We start from the raw sequence: 14,916 nt of genomic DNA, 5'->3' as shown, positions 1-14,916 counted from the left end.
GCCGTATCCATGCAGACCGACAACGCCGAGTTCATCCGGCGCACCATCCGCAGCGTTCCGGACTGGCCCCAACCCGGTGTCACGTTCCGCGATATCACGCCGGTGCTGCAGGACCCCCGTGCGTTCCGTGTCCTGATCGATCTCTTCGTCTATCGCTACATGCGCCAGCGCCTGGATCTGGTGGCGGGCGTGGACGCGCGTGGCTTCATCGTGGGCAGCGTGCTGGCTTATGAACTGAACCTCGGGTTCGTGCCCGTGCGCAAGAAGGGCAAGCTGCCCTACCGCACGGTGGCCGAGGAATACTCCCTGGAATACGGCAATGCCGCCGTCGAGATGCACACCGATTCGGTCCGCACGGGCCAGCGCGTTCTGCTGGTGGACGACCTGATCGCCACCGGCGGCACCATGCTCGCGGCCATCAAGCTGCTGCAGCGCCTGGGCGCCAACGTGGTGGAAGCGGCCGCCATCATCGACCTGCCGGATCTCGGCGGTTCCGCCAAGGTGGCCGCCACCGGCACGCCGCTCTACACGGTCTGTCAGTACGGCGCGGACACGACGCCGTAACTCGACGCCGTCCCTGACGACTTCCCTGGCTTACGCGTCGGACAGGCGAGGCTGGATGAAATCCAGAAACGCCTTCGTCTTGGCGGGCAGCATGCGCGAAGGCAGCAGCGCAAACAAGGGCAGGGGAGTCAGGCTCCATTCCGGCAACACGCGAACCAGGCCCGTCTGCTTGATGGCGCGCTCCATCGCATCAAACACCAGCAGCGGCGTGATGCCCAGCCCTTGGCCGGCCAATCGCCCCAGCATCCCAACGTTATTGGCCGACAGACGGCCAGATACTTGCACGCGCTCGACCTTGTCGCCCGAATGGAGCATCCAGAAGGATGACTCCTCGCGCATGGTCGGGCGCAGGCATTCGTGGTGCGTCAGGTCCGCCGGCACACGCGGTTCGCCGTGGCGGGCCAGGTATTCCGGCGACGCATAGAGCTGGTGCGCCATCAGCACGATCTTGCGCGAGATGAGGCTGGAATCGGGCTGTTGCCCGAAGCGCAGGATCAGGTCGAACGGATTGCTGATGGGATCGATCGGGCGCATGCTCAGGTCAAAGTCGCACTCGATGTCGGGATGCTGCTCGCGGAATTCGCGGATCACGGCGGGCAGGAACAATTGCGCAAGACTGGTGGGCAGCGAGATCCGCAGGCGGCCCTTGGGCTGCACGGCCATGTCCAGCAATTGGTCATGGGCGATGCGCGCCTCTTCGACGATGTGCCGGCAGCGTTCGAAATAAATGGCGCCCGCTTCGGTCAGGTCGATCTTGCGGGTGCTGCGATTGAGCAGCCGCATGCCAACGCTGCGTTCCAGCTCACTGACCCGGCGCGACAGCGTGGAGGTCGGGATATTCAGGGCTTCGGCGGCGTGGCTGAAGTTCTTGCGCTTGGCGACCTCGACGAATAGCGCGATGTCGTTAAGCTGGATGTCCATGAATGCCCTCGAGACTCAAATTTCCATTTCTGGCAGATTCGTATCATAAATGGAATTATTGTCCCGCCAGTAGAAATGTCTATTTCTCCACCTTGCACAACAGGGCCCTTGCGTGGCGCGTTGCGATTGCGTTACCTAGCTTGCGGGAAACTGAATGGCGGCAAGGGCCTTCACCATAGTGCATGCGCACGCAAAGGCCTTCATGCGCGGCGCCCGCCGCGGATACGACTTGCAATTGTCCCATCCGTGCAAATATGTTCACCAAATTAAGGGTTTTTACTAGGCGCTAATAACCAGATACTTCGTCCCAGCATCAAATTGTCATATCGAATGCCGCCAACCCGGCGCAAGACGATGTGCAACGTTTAGGATGGAGTCATCAAAATGAAAGCCCTAGCAACCGCACTCATGGTTACCGCTACCCTCGTCGGCATGTCCGCCGCTCACGCCGATGGCAAGACGCGTGAACAGGTCCAGCAGGAACTGCAAGCCGCCAAGGCCGCCGGCACCGTCACCTTTGGCGAGCTGGACTATCCGCCCGCCGTCGCCCAGACCACCAGCCTGTCGCGCGAACAGGTGCAGCAGGAACTGCAAAGCGCCAAGGCCGCAGGCCAGGTGACGAGCGCCGAACTGGATTACCCGCCCAAGGCCGTGGCGCAGACCGCCGGCAAGAGCCGTGCAGAAGTCCGCCAGGAATTGGCCGACGCCAAGGCGCGCGGCGAATACACGTTTGGCGAACTGGACTACCCGCCCAAGGGCCGCTGAGTTCCAGCGCTGGCGCGCAGCGCCGCCCGGCAGGTCACCGAAAGAACCCCTTGTGACGCCGAGGGGTTTTTTTGCGCCTCGCGTTTTTGTCGCCTGCCGAAACAGTGTGGCGTTTACGCCGCAAAAATTATTCCGCCTGCGCCACATGTGTTGGCGGTGGGCATGGCGCCGAACGCCGCATCCGGCCTTACTGTTCCGTGATGCGAGCAATGATTCATATTTGAGATCAAGGCCTTAGCAAGCGTTTTGGATCAAGCCGGGGCTTCAGCTTCGCGTCATTATCCCAACCATGGAAAGTAGTTCGTCGAAATCCGGGTTACTACGAACTGCTACAAGCCGGACACTACGCCCAGTGCATCGCCGCTCGATTCAACGTTGCGGCATGCGAGGGCTCGCGGTGTTTGCCGGCGCCCCGCAATGCGCCTTTCATCTCGCCATTTTGGGGATTCAAATGAAGAAGACGTTTTTGGCCGTCGCGTTGCTGACCGGCTTTGCCGGCGCCGCGCAGGCCGCCGATTCCGTGACGCTGTACGGCTTGATCGATGCTGGCCTCGGCTACGAAAAAGTGAAGTTCAAGGGCAACTCGCAAAGCCGTATCGGTGCGGTTCAGGGCGTGAGCAGCGGTTCGCGCTTTGGCCTGCGCGGCACGGAAGATCTGGGCGACGGCCTGCGCGCCGTGTTTACGCTGGAAGGCGGCTTTGGTCCCCTGAACGGCAACTCGCTGCAGAACGACCGCCTGTTCGGCCGCCAAGCAACGGTTGGCCTGGACAGCGATTCGTGGGGCCGTCTGGAATTCGGCCGTCAGACGAACCTGGCGTCGAAGTACTTCGGCTCGATCGACCCGTTCTCGATCAGCTACAACAACGCCAACATGGGTACCACGTTCGGCAGCGCCAACACGATGCGCCTGGACAACATGGTCCTGTATCAAACCCCGAGCCTGGGCGGTTTGAAGGTCGGCCTCGGCTACGCGTTCAGCGCGGACGACACCGTCACGGATACGACGCAGAAGGGCTTCGCCACGGGCGACAACAACCGCGTGATCACCGCCGGTGTGCAATACGTCAACGGCCCGCTGAACCTGGCGGCTGCTTACGACCGCTTCAATCCGTCCAACGACCGCGTTGGCGGCAAGGACGCGGCGCGCATCCAGGAATACATCGTCGGCGGTTCGTACGACTTTGAAGTCGTGAAGGTCGCGGCTGCGTTCGGTCAGACCCGCGACGGCTGGTTCGTCGGTCAGAACATGGGCACCACGCCCGACGGCATGAACAAGCTGGGTTCGTTCAAGCTGGCTGATGGTTTCCGCGCCAACTCGTACATGATCGGCGCCACCGTGCCGCTGGGCCGCCACGCCGTGTTCGGTTCGTGGCAGCGCGCCACCGCCAGCAACGACAAGCTGACGGGCGACGACGCGACGTTCAACGTGTACAGCCTTGGCTACACGTACGACTTCACCAAGCGCACGAACCTGTACGCGTACGCCTCGTATGGCGACAACTACGCGTTCCAGCACGACGCGACCGACACGGCTGTCGCCGTCGGCCTGCGTCACCGTTTCTAAGCAACGGGACGTCCGGCTGAACCTTGCTGAATGTGCGGGCCATTCTCCGTGGCCCGCTGAGTGACAGCGAACCCCCCCCTAGATCGGGTTCAGCCGGGCGCGCCTCGCGCACAGAAGGGAAGGGCCTCCGCAAGGAGGCCCTCTCGCATTCAGGACAGCTGAATCCCGCCCGTTACAGGAAAAGCTTGTACGCCGGGTTGTCGGTTTCGTTCCAATGCGGATAGCCCAGTTCCGCCACGAAGTTGCGGAACTGCTTCTTGTCCGCCGGCGGCACCTGGATGCCGATCAGGATGCGGCCATAGTCCGCGCCCTGATTGCGGTAATGGAACAGGCTGATGTTCCAGTCGGGATTCATCGCGTTCAGAAAGCGCATCAGCGCGCCCGGCCGCTCGGGGAACTCAAAGCGGTACAGCAGTTCGTTGCGCGCCAGCGCCGAGCGGCCGCCCACCATGTGCCGCAGGTGGGTCTTGGCCATTTCGTCGTGGGTCAGGTCCAGCGTGTCGAACCCGTGTCGGCGGAAGTTCGCCGCGATCTTGTCGGGTTCCGCGGCGGAAGAGACCTGGATGCCGACGAACACGTGGGCACGGTCCGCATCCGAGATGCGGTAGTTGAATTCGGTGACGCTGCGTTCGCCCACCAATTCGCAGAAGCGTCGAAAGCTCCCGCGCTGCTCGGGCATGGTGACGGCGAACACGGCCTCGCGCATTTCGCCGACCTCGGCGCGCTCGGACACGAAGCGCAGCCGGTCGAAGTTCATGTTGGCGCCGCACGCAATGGCCACCAGCGTCTTGTTCTTCAGGTGGTGTTCGGCAACGTACTGCTTGGCGCCCGCCACGGCCATGGCGCCGGCCGGCTCCAGCACGCTGCGCGTGTCCTGAAAGACGTCCTTGATGGCGGCGCAGATCGCATCGGTGTTGACCACCACGTAATCGTCCACGTACTTGCGCGCCAGCTTGAAGGTTTCAGCGCCCACCATCTTGACCGCCGTGCCGTCCGAGAACAGGCCCACGTCGTTCAACTGAACGCGCCGGCCCGCGCGCACGCTGCGCAGCATGGCATCGGAGTCCTCGGTCTGCACGCCGATGATCTTGATCTCGGGCCGCAACTGCTTGATGTAGGCCGCCACGCCGGCAATGAGGCCGCCGCCGCCGATCGCCACGAAGATCGCGTCGATGTGGCCGGGATGTTGGCGCAGGATTTCCATGCCCACGGTGCCCTGACCGGCGATCACGTCGGGATCGTCGAAGGGATGGACGAAGGTCAGCTTTTCTTTCTTTTCCAGCACCTGCGCATGCGCGTAGGCGTCCGAAAAGCTTTCGCCGGCCAGCACGACTTCGCCGCCAAGGCGGCGCACGGCGTCGATCTTGACCTGAGGGCTGGTCGTGGGCATGACGATCACGGCGCGGCAGCCCAGGCGGGCGGCCGCCAGGGCGACGCCCTGCGCGTGGTTGCCGGCCGAGGCCGCGATGACGCCGCGATTGCGCGCCGCCGGAGCGAGGTTGGCCATCTTGTTGTACGCGCCACGCAGCTTGAAGCTGAACACCGCCTGCGTATCCTCGCGCTTGAGCAGCATCGTGTTCGACATCCGCTGCGACAGCAGGGGCGCTGCCTCGAGCGGGGATTCGACCGCGACGTCGTAAACCTTGGAAGTCAGGATGCGTTTCAGATAATCAGTGGACATGGACCGCGCGACAGGGCAAGAGTGGGGACTGGCCTGGATTATTGCAGGGAATGCGTGTCGCCTTCCGGGTTTCCCGCGGCTACACTGCCGCAACCATGGAAGAAAGTCTCTTATCCGCAGTTCATTGGCTCTTGGGGGTGCTGGCGCTGCCCTCGGTGGGCCTGTCGGCCATCTTCACCGTTTCGCTCGTGTCCGCGACGCTGCTGCCGCTGGGCTCCGAGCCGGCGGTGTTCGGCTACATCAAGCTTTCGCCGGACATGTTCTGGCCCGCCATCCTGGTGGCCACCGCAGGCAATACCGTGGGCGGCGCCATCAGCTACGCCATGGGCCTGGGCGCCGAGAAGGCGGTCGAGCGCTGGAAGGAAAAACACCCCCATCCGCATCCCGATGCGACGGAAGGCGGCCGCATGCGCGGGCGCTGGAACGAGCGCGCCCATGACTGGCTGCACCGGATGGGACCGCCTGCGCTGCTGTTGTCCTGGTTGCCCGCCGTGGGCGATCCCCTGTGCGCGGTTGCCGGCTGGCTCCGTTTGCCGTTCTGGCCCTGCGTTTTCTACATGGCCATCGGCAAATTCATGCGCTATCTGTTCATGACCGCCGGGCTGCTCTGGTTCTTTCCCGGAAAAATCTAGCCCTGACACCGGTCTTAAACGGGGACGTTACATGCCGACCCCGTCGCGCTTTTGGACGCCTTTCCAGACTTATTAGGGGTCAAGTCGGGACAATGGCATAAAATACTTTTTTAAGGGCCCCCTTCTTGCCGCCATGAACGCCCCACTCGCCAGCCACATCTTGAACGGGGCGATGCCGCCCGCCGCACCCGCGCGACTGCGCGAAATCCCCTACAACTACACGTCGTTTTCCGACCGCGAAATCGTGGGCCGGTTATTGGGTGAAGACGCCTGGAGCCTGCTGAGTGACCTGCGCGGCGAACGGCGCACCGGCCGCTCCGCCCGGATGCTGTACGAAGTGCTGGGCGACATCTGGGTCGTGCGCCGCAATCCGTATCTGCAGGACGACCTGCTCGACAATCCCAAGCGCCGCAAGCAGCTCATTGAAGCGCTGCATCACCGTCTGGGCGAAATCGACAAGCGCCGGGACCCCAGCGCGCCGGCTGAAGCCGGCCACGATCCGCATCGCGACGAAAAGGTCGTCGGTCTGCTGGCCCGCGCGCGTTCCGCCATCGCTGCCTTTGAAGGCGAATTCGACCAGACGGCCATGATGCGCAAGCAGGCGCAGAAGGTGCTGGGCCGCATCACGGCGCGCGACAACATCAAGTTCGACGGCCTGTCGCGCGTATCGCACGTAACGGACGCGACCGACTGGCGCGTGGAGTATCCCTTCGTCGTGCTGACGCCCGACTCCGAGGATGAGATCGCCGCGCTGGTCACCGCCTGTATTGAACTGGGCCTGACCATCGTGCCGCGCGGCGGCGGCACCGGCTACACCGGCGGCGCCATTCCGCTGACCTGGAAGTCGGCGGTCATCAACACCGAAAAATTCGACAAGCTGGGCAAGGTCGAGTCCTGTATTTTGCCCGGGCTCACCGAGCCCGTTGCGGTCATCCACGCCGGCGCCGGCGTGGTCACCAAGCGCGTGTCCGAGGCGGCCGAGGCGGCCGGCTTCGTGTTCGCCGTGGACCCGACGTCCGCCGAGGCCTCGTGCGTGGGCGGCAACATCGCCATGAACGCCGGCGGCAAAAAGGCCGTGCTGTGGGGCACCGCGCTGGACAATCTGGCCTGGTGGCGCATGGTCGATCCGGACGGCAACTGGCTGGAAGTCACGCGCCTGGACCACAACATGGGCAAGATCCATGACGTGGAGCTGGCCCGCTTCGAGCTCAAGTGGTTCGACGGCAAGGGCAAGCCCGGCGAGCGCCTCCTCAAGACCGAAACGTTGGAAATCCAGGGCCGCGTGTTCCGCAAGGAAGGCCTGGGCAAGGACGTCACCGACAAGTTCCTGGCGGGTCTGCCCGGCATCCAGAAAGAAGGCTGCGACGGTCTCATCACGTCGGCGCGCTGGGTGCTGCACCGCATGCCGCGCCACACGCGCACCGTCTGCATGGAATTCTTCGGGCAGGCACGCGACGCCATCCCGTCGATCGTCGAGGTCAAGGGCTATCTGGACGGCGAGGGCAAGGCGCGCGGCGCCATCCTGGCCGGCCTGGAGCACCTGGACGAACGCTATCTGCGCGCGGTGGGCTACGCCACCAAGAGCAAGCGCGGCGTGCTGCCCAAGATGGTCCTGATCGGCGACATCGTCGGCGATGACGACGACGCGGTGGCCGCGGCCGCCAGCGAAGTCGTTCGTCTGGCCAACACGCGCCACGGCGAGGGCTTTGTCGCCGTCAGCCCCGAGGCGCGCAAGAAATTCTGGCTGGACCGCTCGCGCACCGCCGCGATCGCGCGTCACACCAACGCCTTCAAGATCAACGAAGACGTCGTGATCCCGCTGCCCCGCATGGGCGAATACACGGATCACATCGAGCGCATCAACATCGAACTGTCGACCAGCAACAAGCTCAAGCTGCTGGGCGAGCTGGATGCCTACCTGTGCACGCCGCTGCCGGTCGGCAAGATCGACGACGCCGACATCGAAACCACGCGCGCCGAGGTGCTGGCCGAGCGCACGCGTCAGGCGATCGAATTGATCGCCGCGACGCGCCAGCGCTGGCAGTGGCTGCTGGACAATCTGGACCTGCCGCTGGGCGACGCGCTGCCGCAGCTCGAAGGCCTTGGCCTGGGTGAGCTTCACGCCACGCTGACCGCACGCCTGGCCGCTCAACCCGCCGCCCGCGTCTTCGACGTGGTGCAGGACCGCACCATCCGCGTGTCGTGGAAGACCGAAGTGCTGGCCGGCCTGCAGCGCGCCTTCTCGGGCGCGGCCTATAAGAAGATCGTCGACGAGCTCGTCGCCATCCATGGCCGCGTGCTCAAGAGCCGCGTGTTCGTCGCGCTGCACATGCACGCCGGCGATGGCAACGTGCACACCAACATTCCGGTCAACTCGGACGACTACGGAATGCTGGGCGAGGCGCATGCCGCCGTCGAGCGCATCATGCAGATCGCGCGCGACCTGGACGGCGTGATTTCGGGCGAGCACGGCATCGGCCTGACGAAGTATGAGTTCCTGACCGAAGCCGAACTGGCCCCGTTCCAGGACTACAAGCGGCGTGTGGACCCCAACGGCCACTTCAACGCCGGCAAGCTCATGCCCGGCGCGGACCTGCGCCACGCCTGGACGCCCAGCTTCAACCTGATGGGCCACGAGTCGCTGATCATGCAGCAGAGCGACATCGGCGCCATCTCGGAGTCGATCAAGGACTGCCTGCGCTGCGGCAAGTGCAAACCCGTGTGCGCCACCCACGTGCCGCGCGCGAACCTGCTGTATTCGCCCCGCAACAAGATCCTGGCGACGTCGCTGCTGGTCGAGGCCTTCCTGTACGAAGAACAGACCCGTCGCGGCGTCAGCCTGAAGCACTGGGAAGAGTTCGAGGACGTGGCCGACCACTGCACCGTCTGCCACAAGTGCTACAACCCCTGTCCGGTCGATATCGACTTCGGCGACGTGTCGATGAACATGCGCGCCGTGCTGCGCCGCATGGGCCGCAAGTCGTTCAATCCGGGCACGGCCAGCGCCATGTTCTTCCTGAACGCCAAGGATCCGGCCACCATCAACGCCACCCGCAAGGCGATGGTGGGCGTGGGCTACAAGGTGCAGCGCGCCGCGCACGACCTGTTCTCCGGCCTGGTCAAGAAGCAGACCGCCAAGCCGCCGGCCACGGTGGGCAAGCCGCCGCTGCGCGAGCAGGTGGTGCACTTCGTGAACAAGAAGATGCCCGGCGGATTGCCCAAGCAGGCCGCGCGCAAGCTGCTGGATATCGAAGACGCGAACTACGTGCCGATCATCCGCGACCCGAAGGCCACCACGGCCGACACGGAAGCGGTGTTCTATTTCCCGGGCTGCGGTTCCGAACGCCTGTTCTCGCAGGTCGGCCTGGCCACGCAGGCGATGCTGTGGCATGCGGGCGTGCAGACCGTGCTGCCGCCGGGTTACCTGTGCTGCGGCTATCCCCAGCGCGGCAACGGCATGACCGACAAGGCCGAGCAGATCATCACCGACAACCGGGTGCTGTTCCATCGCGTGGCCAACACGCTGAACTACCTGGACATCAAGACCGTGGTGGTCAGTTGCGGCACGTGCTACGACCAGCTTGCCGGGTATGAGTTCGAAAAGATCTTCCCGGGCTGCCGGCTGATCGACATCCACGAATACCTGCTGGAAAAGGGCATCAAGCTGGAAGGCGCCAAGGGCGTGCGCTACATGTACCACGACCCCTGCCACACGCCGATGAAACTGCAGGAGCCCATGAAGACGGTGCGCGCGCTGGTGGGCGATGGCGCGGTCAAGAGCGACCGCTGCTGCGGCGAGTCGGGCACGCTGGCGGTCAGCCGTCCCGACATTTCCACGCAGGTGCGCTTCCGCAAGCAGGAAGAACTGCTCAAGGGCGACGCCGCGATGCGCAGCGATGGCTTCACGGGGGACGTGAAGGTCCTGACTTCGTGCCCGTCGTGCTTGCAGGGCCTGTCGCGCTACGAGGGCGACACCAAGATGGAGGCCGACTACATCGTGGTTGAGATGGCCCGCCACATCCTGGGCGAAGGCTGGATGGAAGACTACGTGCGCCGTGCGAACGCGGGCGGGATCGAACGGGTCCTGGTGTAGGCGTCAGCACGCGCCAAACAGAAACCGCGGCCAGCGATGGCCGCGGTTTTTTTTGTGCTTCCGGGCAGCGGGCGTCGCGTGTTCAGCCGGGTCGCATAGACCTCTTGAAACGCCAAAAACCGATCCCATACTCGGACTGAAGCGATCAGACCTGCGGTCGCCGGCATCGCGGCTGTGATGGGTCTGCGTCGGTCCCTTTTTTCGTTCGAGGAGATCTTCATGAGCAACTTTCCCTTCAACGATAGTGGCTTTGCCAGCGCGTTCGACGCGATCCAGGAACACATGGGCCGCGTGCTGCGCAATGCCGGCGTGCCTGCCGCCTTGCGGGCCACGCCGCAGGCGTACTTTCCGCCAGTCAACGTGGGCGTGTCGGGCGATTCCATAGAAGTCGTGGCCTTTGTGCCCGGGATGGAACCCGAAGGCCTGAACGTGTCCATCGAGAAGAGCCTGCTGACCATCAGCGGCGAACGCAAGCCGCAGGCGCTGCCCGAAGGCGCCCGTTATTACGCGCGGGAACGCACGCAGGGCCGCTACACGCGCATCATCGAACTGCCCGCGGACGCGGATCCCGACAATGTGCAGGCGCGTTATACGGATGGCTGCCTGGCCATTTCCATCAAGCGCCGCGAATCGGCCAAGCCGCGCACCGTGACCGTGCAGTGACCCGCTAACGCAACCGCATAGGAGTATCGATCATGAATGAACGCAAAGACCTGACCGTGCCCGCCGAAGCGGCCGTTTCCGAGAAGCGCGACGGGCGCAGCGTGACCGTGCCAACCGTGGATATCTTCGAGGACAAGGAAGGCATCACGCTGCTGGCGGACCTGCCCGGCGTGTCCAAGGAAAGGCTGCGCATCAACGTCGAGGCCGACGTGCTGCAGATAGAAGGCGAAGCCTCGGTCGACACGCCGAGCGACCTGCGGCTGGTGCTGGGCGAAATGCGTGCGCCGCTCTATCGCCGGTCGTTCCGGCTGGGGCAGGAGTTTGACCGCGCGCAGATCAGCGCCAGCCTGAAGCAGGGCCTCCTGACGCTGCGCATCCCGCGCGTGCGTGAGGCACAGCCGCGGCAGATTCCTGTAGTGGCTGGCTGATCCGGGCATCAGGGCGTCATTTGCGACCCAGGTGTCAGACACCCGTTGAGATGGCGTCACAATTTGACGACCGTCTCCGCCGGGTGTCTGACACCGTCCCAAGCACGCCCACGAAAAAGCCGCAGTCGACTGACCGCGGCTTTTTGCCTTGCCGGATGACGCCGGGGGCGATCACTCCAGCTTGATGTTCGCCTTCTTGATGACGTCCGCCCAGGCGCTGCGCTCCTGATCGGCATACGTCTTGAAGTCCTGCGCCGACATCGGCATGGGGATGACGCCCATGTCCAGCATCTTCTGCGACACCGCGGGCGACTTGAGCGTGGCGTCCAGATCGGCGGACAGCTTCTTCACCACCGCTTCAGGCAGACCGGTCGGGCCAACCAGGCCTTGCCAGGCGTAGGCCGTGAAGTTGGCGACGCCCTGTTCGGCCATCGTCGGGACATCCGGCAGCACCGTCACGCGTTCGGGCGTGGCGGCGGCCAGTACGCGCAGCTTGCCGGCCTTGACGTTGGGCAGGCCCGAGCCCAGATCGATGAACATCATGTCCACCTGGCCGCCCAGCAGATCCTGGATGGCGGGCGCGGCGCCCTTGTAGGGGACGTGCAGGACGTTAGCGCCGGTGCGCTGCTTGAACAGCTCCAGCGCCAGGTGATGCGGCGAGCCCGCGCCGGCGGAGGCCGACGTCAGCTTGCCCGGTTCCTTCTTGGCCGCGGCTAGCACGTCTTCGACCGTCTTGTACGGCGAGTTGACGTTCACGGCCAGCAGCAGCGGGAACTTGGCGATGCCGCCGATGTAGGTGAACTTGGCGGGGTCGTAGGACAGCTTGGCGTACAGCGACGAATTGAACGCCAGCGTGCCGGAGTCGGCGGTGCCCACCAGGTAGCCATTCGGTTCCGCCTGGGCGATGGCCGTGGCGCCGATGATCGTGCCGGCGCCCGGACGGTTCTCGACCACGATGGTCTGGCCGAGCGTCTTTTCCAGGCTGCTCGCGACCGTGCGTGCGACCACGTCGGTGCCGCCGCCGGCGGGGTAGGGAACGATCCAGCGGACCGGTTGCGTGGGCCAGGATTGGGCTGCGGCCGCGGTGGCGGCCAGCGACAGGGCGGCAAGCGCCAGCAGGCGCTTTGCGTGCTTGTGCATGAAGTGTCTCCTCGTGCGGGGTATCGTGAGCGCGGCGTCCGCGTGTTGATCGACGTCAACTTTCGCCGCATTTTTTGCGTCGCTATTATGCCTCGCGCCTACGCAAAAAGGGGCCCGTGCATTGGGCCCCTTCCGCTCACCGCCCGTCTGCCCTATTGCGGGTCGGGATAATGCCGTGCGCCGAAGATGGCCGAACCGATGCGGACCTCCGTCGAGCCTTCCTCGATAGCCAGTTCAAAGTCGCCGCTCATGCCCATCGACAGGCGATCCAGCGACACGCCGGGAATGTTCTCCCGGACCAGTCCATCCCGCAGCTCGCGCAGCGCGCGAAAGCACGCGCGGACTTCGTTGGCATCAGGCGAGTTGACCGCAAGGGTCATCAGGCCCTGCACGCGCAGCGTCGGGTATTCCGAGGCAATGCGGCGCAGGAACGGGGATACCTCCTGGGGCTCCATGCCGAACTTGCTGGGCTCGGACGAGGTCTTGACCTGCACCAGCACGTCCAGGGTGCGACCCTCATTTTGGAGACGCCGGTGCAGGGCGTCGGCCAGCTCCACGCGGTCCAGGGATTGCACTTCGGCGGCGTCGCGGGCGGCGTCCTTGGCCTTGTTGGTCTGCAGGTGGCCGATCAGTACCCATTGCAGCCCGTCGCCTTCGAACGCGGCGGCCTTCTGGCGGATCTCTTGTGTCTTGTTTTCGCCAAAGCGCTTCAGGCCCAGCGCCATCGCCTCGCGGATGGCGTCCTCGCCAAAGGTCTTGCTGACGGGAAGCAAATTCACGCTGCCGGGGGCGCGGCCCGCGCGCTCGCAGGCCTCTCGGATGCGTTGCTGGATCTGGGCGAGGCGCCCGGCCATGGTGTCTTCGGCGGTCATGCGGTTCTCTGGCAAAAACAGGAAGTCCCATAGTGTAGGACGTGTTTCGGGCCTGCTGCCGCACGGGTATCCGCCGCCTTCAAACCCGCCGTTGACCCTGTCTGATTGGCAGGCTTAGAATTTGCGGAGATTTGTTTATATTTCAAAGTTCTATGCCGTCCGGCGCCGCCCATTCGGGCGACACGTTTCCCTCCTACTCAGCCCCCACGCCATGTCCAGTGCAGCGCCCGAATACGTCTTTGCCACGCCCTTCCTGAATCCCCCCGCCTCGCCCATCCGATCGCTCATGCCCTACGCCATGCGTCCGGGCACCATTTCGCTGGCCGGCGGCTATCCGGCCCAGGAATTGTTCGACGTCGACGGCTTGTCGATCGCTTCGTCGCAGGTCACGGCCCGGCTGGGCGCTTGCCTGCAATATTCCAACATCGACGGCCAGGCCAGCCTGCGGCACGAGCTGGCGCGCCTGTCCGCGGCGCGCGGCCTGCACTGCAATGCCGACACGGAACTGGTTGTGACGGGCGGCTCGCAGCAGGCGCTGGCGCTCTTGACCCGCGTGATGCTGCAGCCGGGCGACCACGCCATCATCGAGTCGCCGGCGTTCCCGAACTCCGTGCAGGCCTTGCGCTACACGGGCGCCACGGTGCATACCGTGCCGTCGGGCCCCGATGGCATCGACGTGGACGCGCTGGACGAACTGGCATCGCGCGTGAAACCCAAGATGGTGTGCGTCGTCGCCACGTTCTCGAATCCCTGCGGCGCCACCCTGACGCGCGAGCGCCGGCTGCGCTTGCTGGAGCTGGCCGTCAAGCACCGCTTCCTGATCGTCGAGGACGACCCCTACAGCGAACTGCGCTTTGCCGGCGAAGCCGTGCCGCCCATCGCGGCGCTGGCCGAGGGCGAAGCCCGCCACTGGGCGGTGTACATGGCCAGCATGTCCAAGACGATGGCGCCCGCGCTGCGCATCGGCTGGCTGGTCGCGCCGCCCGAGATCCGCCGCCGCTGCGTTGGCGCCAAGGCGGCTGACGACATGGCGTCCTCGGCCTGGATCCAGGAAATCGTCGCCCAATATCTGGCCAACGGCCGCTACGACGAACACGTGCCGCGCATCCGCGCCGCCTATGGCCTGCGCTGCGCTGCCATGGCCGACGCGCTGGCGCGGGAGCTCGACGGCCGCATCACGTTCAGCAAGCCCGAGGGCGGCATGTTCTTCTGGGCGCGGCTGACGGGCGATGTGGATGCGACGCGTCTCTTGCCCTACGCCATCGAGCACGAGGTGGTCTATGTGCCCGGCAAGGCGTTTTACGCCGACGCGGCGAAGGCGGATCTCTTCGCCATGCGCATGTCGTTTGCCACCATGAACGAAAGCCAGATCGCGCAGGGCATGGTCCGCCTGGGCCGCGCGCTGGACGCGTGCCAGGCCAACGAACCGGTGTCGATCTCGCTGGCGGCTTGACGGCGCGCAGCGCCACGCCCGCCCCGCATTGCTATCCTTTCTGCGCAGGCCGCCGGCACCCGCCGGCGGCATACCTAAATAAGCGCTCGTTATTTGGCGGGGGCGCTTCATGTCTATAAGCTTCTTGCCTTGGCGGGCTT

The 14,916-nt window shown here is 64.8% G+C and carries 12 protein-coding genes; 8 read left to right on the top strand and 4 right to left on the bottom strand.

Annotated elements, in window-relative coordinates; genetic code table 11:
• The first annotated feature begins 9 nt into the window (after positions 1-9).
• Positions 10-564, top strand: coding sequence for an adenine phosphoribosyltransferase (locus ASD71_RS04395; RefSeq protein WP_056319625.1), 555 nt, complete (start codon positions 10-12; stop codon positions 562-564).
• A 30-nt stretch (positions 565-594) separates the two neighbouring features.
• Here the strand turns inward: ASD71_RS04395 and ASD71_RS04390 are convergent, their stop codons facing one another.
• Positions 595-1,485, bottom strand: coding sequence for a LysR family transcriptional regulator (locus ASD71_RS04390; protein WP_056319627.1), 891 nt, complete (start codon positions 1,483-1,485; stop codon positions 595-597).
• A 384-nt stretch (positions 1,486-1,869) separates the two neighbouring features.
• Between ASD71_RS04390 and ASD71_RS04385 the strand changes: the two genes are divergently transcribed.
• Together ASD71_RS04385 and ASD71_RS04380 are read left to right on the top strand one after the other, a co-directional pair.
• Positions 1,870-2,250: a DUF4148 domain-containing protein gene (locus tag ASD71_RS04385; protein WP_056560229.1), complete on the top strand. Its 381-nt coding sequence runs from the start codon at positions 1,870-1,872 to the stop codon at positions 2,248-2,250.
• A gap of 451 nt (positions 2,251-2,701) precedes the next feature.
• Entirely contained in the window at positions 2,702-3,814 is a 1,113-nt protein-coding gene (locus ASD71_RS04380) for a porin (RefSeq protein WP_056560225.1), read from the top strand.
• Between the two features lie 172 nt (positions 3,815-3,986).
• Here the strand turns inward: ASD71_RS04380 and ilvA are convergent, their stop codons facing one another.
• Positions 3,987-5,495, bottom strand: coding sequence for a threonine ammonia-lyase, biosynthetic (ilvA, locus tag ASD71_RS04375; protein ID WP_056560222.1), 1,509 nt, complete (start codon positions 5,493-5,495; stop codon positions 3,987-3,989).
• 95 nt (positions 5,496-5,590) lie between these two features.
• Here ilvA and ASD71_RS04370 point away from each other — a divergent pair, with 95 nt between their 5' ends.
• The 4 genes from ASD71_RS04370 to ASD71_RS04355 all read left to right on the top strand — a co-directional run bounded on the left by ASD71_RS04370 (position 5,591) and on the right by ASD71_RS04355 (position 11,311).
• Positions 5,591-6,127, top strand: coding sequence for a YqaA family protein (locus ASD71_RS04370; protein WP_056560219.1), 537 nt, complete (start codon positions 5,591-5,593; stop codon positions 6,125-6,127).
• Positions 6,128-6,260: 133 nt separating this feature from the next.
• Complete coding sequence (locus ASD71_RS04365) at positions 6,261-10,220, top strand: FAD/FMN-binding oxidoreductase (RefSeq protein WP_056560218.1); 3,960 nt, start codon at positions 6,261-6,263, stop codon at positions 10,218-10,220.
• A gap of 219 nt (positions 10,221-10,439) precedes the next feature.
• Entirely contained in the window at positions 10,440-10,883 is a 444-nt protein-coding gene (locus tag ASD71_RS04360; protein WP_056560217.1) for an Hsp20/alpha crystallin family protein, read from the top strand.
• Between the two features lie 32 nt (positions 10,884-10,915).
• A complete protein-coding gene (locus ASD71_RS04355; RefSeq protein ID WP_056560214.1) occupies positions 10,916-11,311 on the top strand; it encodes an Hsp20/alpha crystallin family protein in 396 nt (131 codons plus the stop codon).
• A gap of 171 nt (positions 11,312-11,482) precedes the next feature.
• Here the strand turns inward: ASD71_RS04355 and ASD71_RS04350 are convergent, their stop codons facing one another.
• Positions 11,483-12,451 (bottom strand): tripartite tricarboxylate transporter substrate binding protein, encoded by a 969-nt coding sequence (locus ASD71_RS04350; RefSeq protein WP_056560213.1) that lies wholly within the window; start codon positions 12,449-12,451, stop codon positions 11,483-11,485.
• A gap of 152 nt (positions 12,452-12,603) precedes the next feature.
• Positions 12,604-13,323, bottom strand: a complete 720-nt coding sequence (locus ASD71_RS04345) for a YggS family pyridoxal phosphate-dependent enzyme (protein WP_056560206.1) — start codon at positions 13,321-13,323, stop codon at positions 12,604-12,606.
• 211 nt (positions 13,324-13,534) lie between these two features.
• On the opposite strand from ASD71_RS04345, the gene ASD71_RS04340 reads away from it, so the two are divergent.
• The gene (locus tag ASD71_RS04340) at positions 13,535-14,776 is read left to right on the top strand and encodes a PLP-dependent aminotransferase family protein (RefSeq protein WP_056560203.1); all 1,242 of its coding nucleotides are present in this window, start codon (positions 13,535-13,537) and stop codon (positions 14,774-14,776) included.
• Positions 14,777-14,916 lie beyond the last annotated feature (140 nt).

It is taken from the genome of Achromobacter sp. Root565 (assembly GCF_001427425.1).
In the GTDB taxonomy this organism is placed as follows: Bacteria; Pseudomonadota; Gammaproteobacteria; order Burkholderiales; family Burkholderiaceae_B; genus Achromobacter; species Achromobacter spanius_D.
Note: the sequence above shows the minus strand (reverse complement) of the source record. Positions and strands in the feature narration are given on the sequence as shown.

Excerpts from the sequence above, each read along its gene's own strand:
- ASD71_RS04370 (WP_056560219.1), top strand. The coding sequence starts at position 5,591 with ATGGAAGAAAGTCTCTTATCCGCAGTTCATTGGCTCTTGGGGGTGCTG.
- ASD71_RS04345 (WP_056560206.1), bottom strand. The coding sequence starts at position 13,323 with ATGACCGCCGAAGACACCATGGCCGGGCGCCTCGCCCAGATCCAGCAA.
- ASD71_RS04340 (WP_056560203.1), top strand. The coding sequence starts at position 13,535 with ATGTCCAGTGCAGCGCCCGAATACGTCTTTGCCACGCCCTTCCTGAAT.
- ASD71_RS04390 (WP_056319627.1), bottom strand. The coding sequence starts at position 1,485 with ATGGACATCCAGCTTAACGACATCGCGCTATTCGTCGAGGTCGCCAAG.
- ASD71_RS04355 (WP_056560214.1), top strand. The coding sequence starts at position 10,916 with ATGAATGAACGCAAAGACCTGACCGTGCCCGCCGAAGCGGCCGTTTCC.
- ASD71_RS04360 (WP_056560217.1), top strand. The coding sequence starts at position 10,440 with ATGAGCAACTTTCCCTTCAACGATAGTGGCTTTGCCAGCGCGTTCGAC.
- ASD71_RS04365 (WP_056560218.1), top strand. The coding sequence starts at position 6,261 with ATGAACGCCCCACTCGCCAGCCACATCTTGAACGGGGCGATGCCGCCC.
- ASD71_RS04380 (WP_056560225.1), top strand. The coding sequence starts at position 2,702 with ATGAAGAAGACGTTTTTGGCCGTCGCGTTGCTGACCGGCTTTGCCGGC.
- ilvA (WP_056560222.1), bottom strand. The coding sequence starts at position 5,495 with ATGTCCACTGATTATCTGAAACGCATCCTGACTTCCAAGGTTTACGAC.
- ASD71_RS04385 (WP_056560229.1), top strand. The coding sequence starts at position 1,870 with ATGAAAGCCCTAGCAACCGCACTCATGGTTACCGCTACCCTCGTCGGC.
- ASD71_RS04350 (WP_056560213.1), bottom strand. The coding sequence starts at position 12,451 with ATGCACAAGCACGCAAAGCGCCTGCTGGCGCTTGCCGCCCTGTCGCTG.
- ASD71_RS04395 (WP_056319625.1), top strand. The coding sequence starts at position 10 with ATGCAGACCGACAACGCCGAGTTCATCCGGCGCACCATCCGCAGCGTT.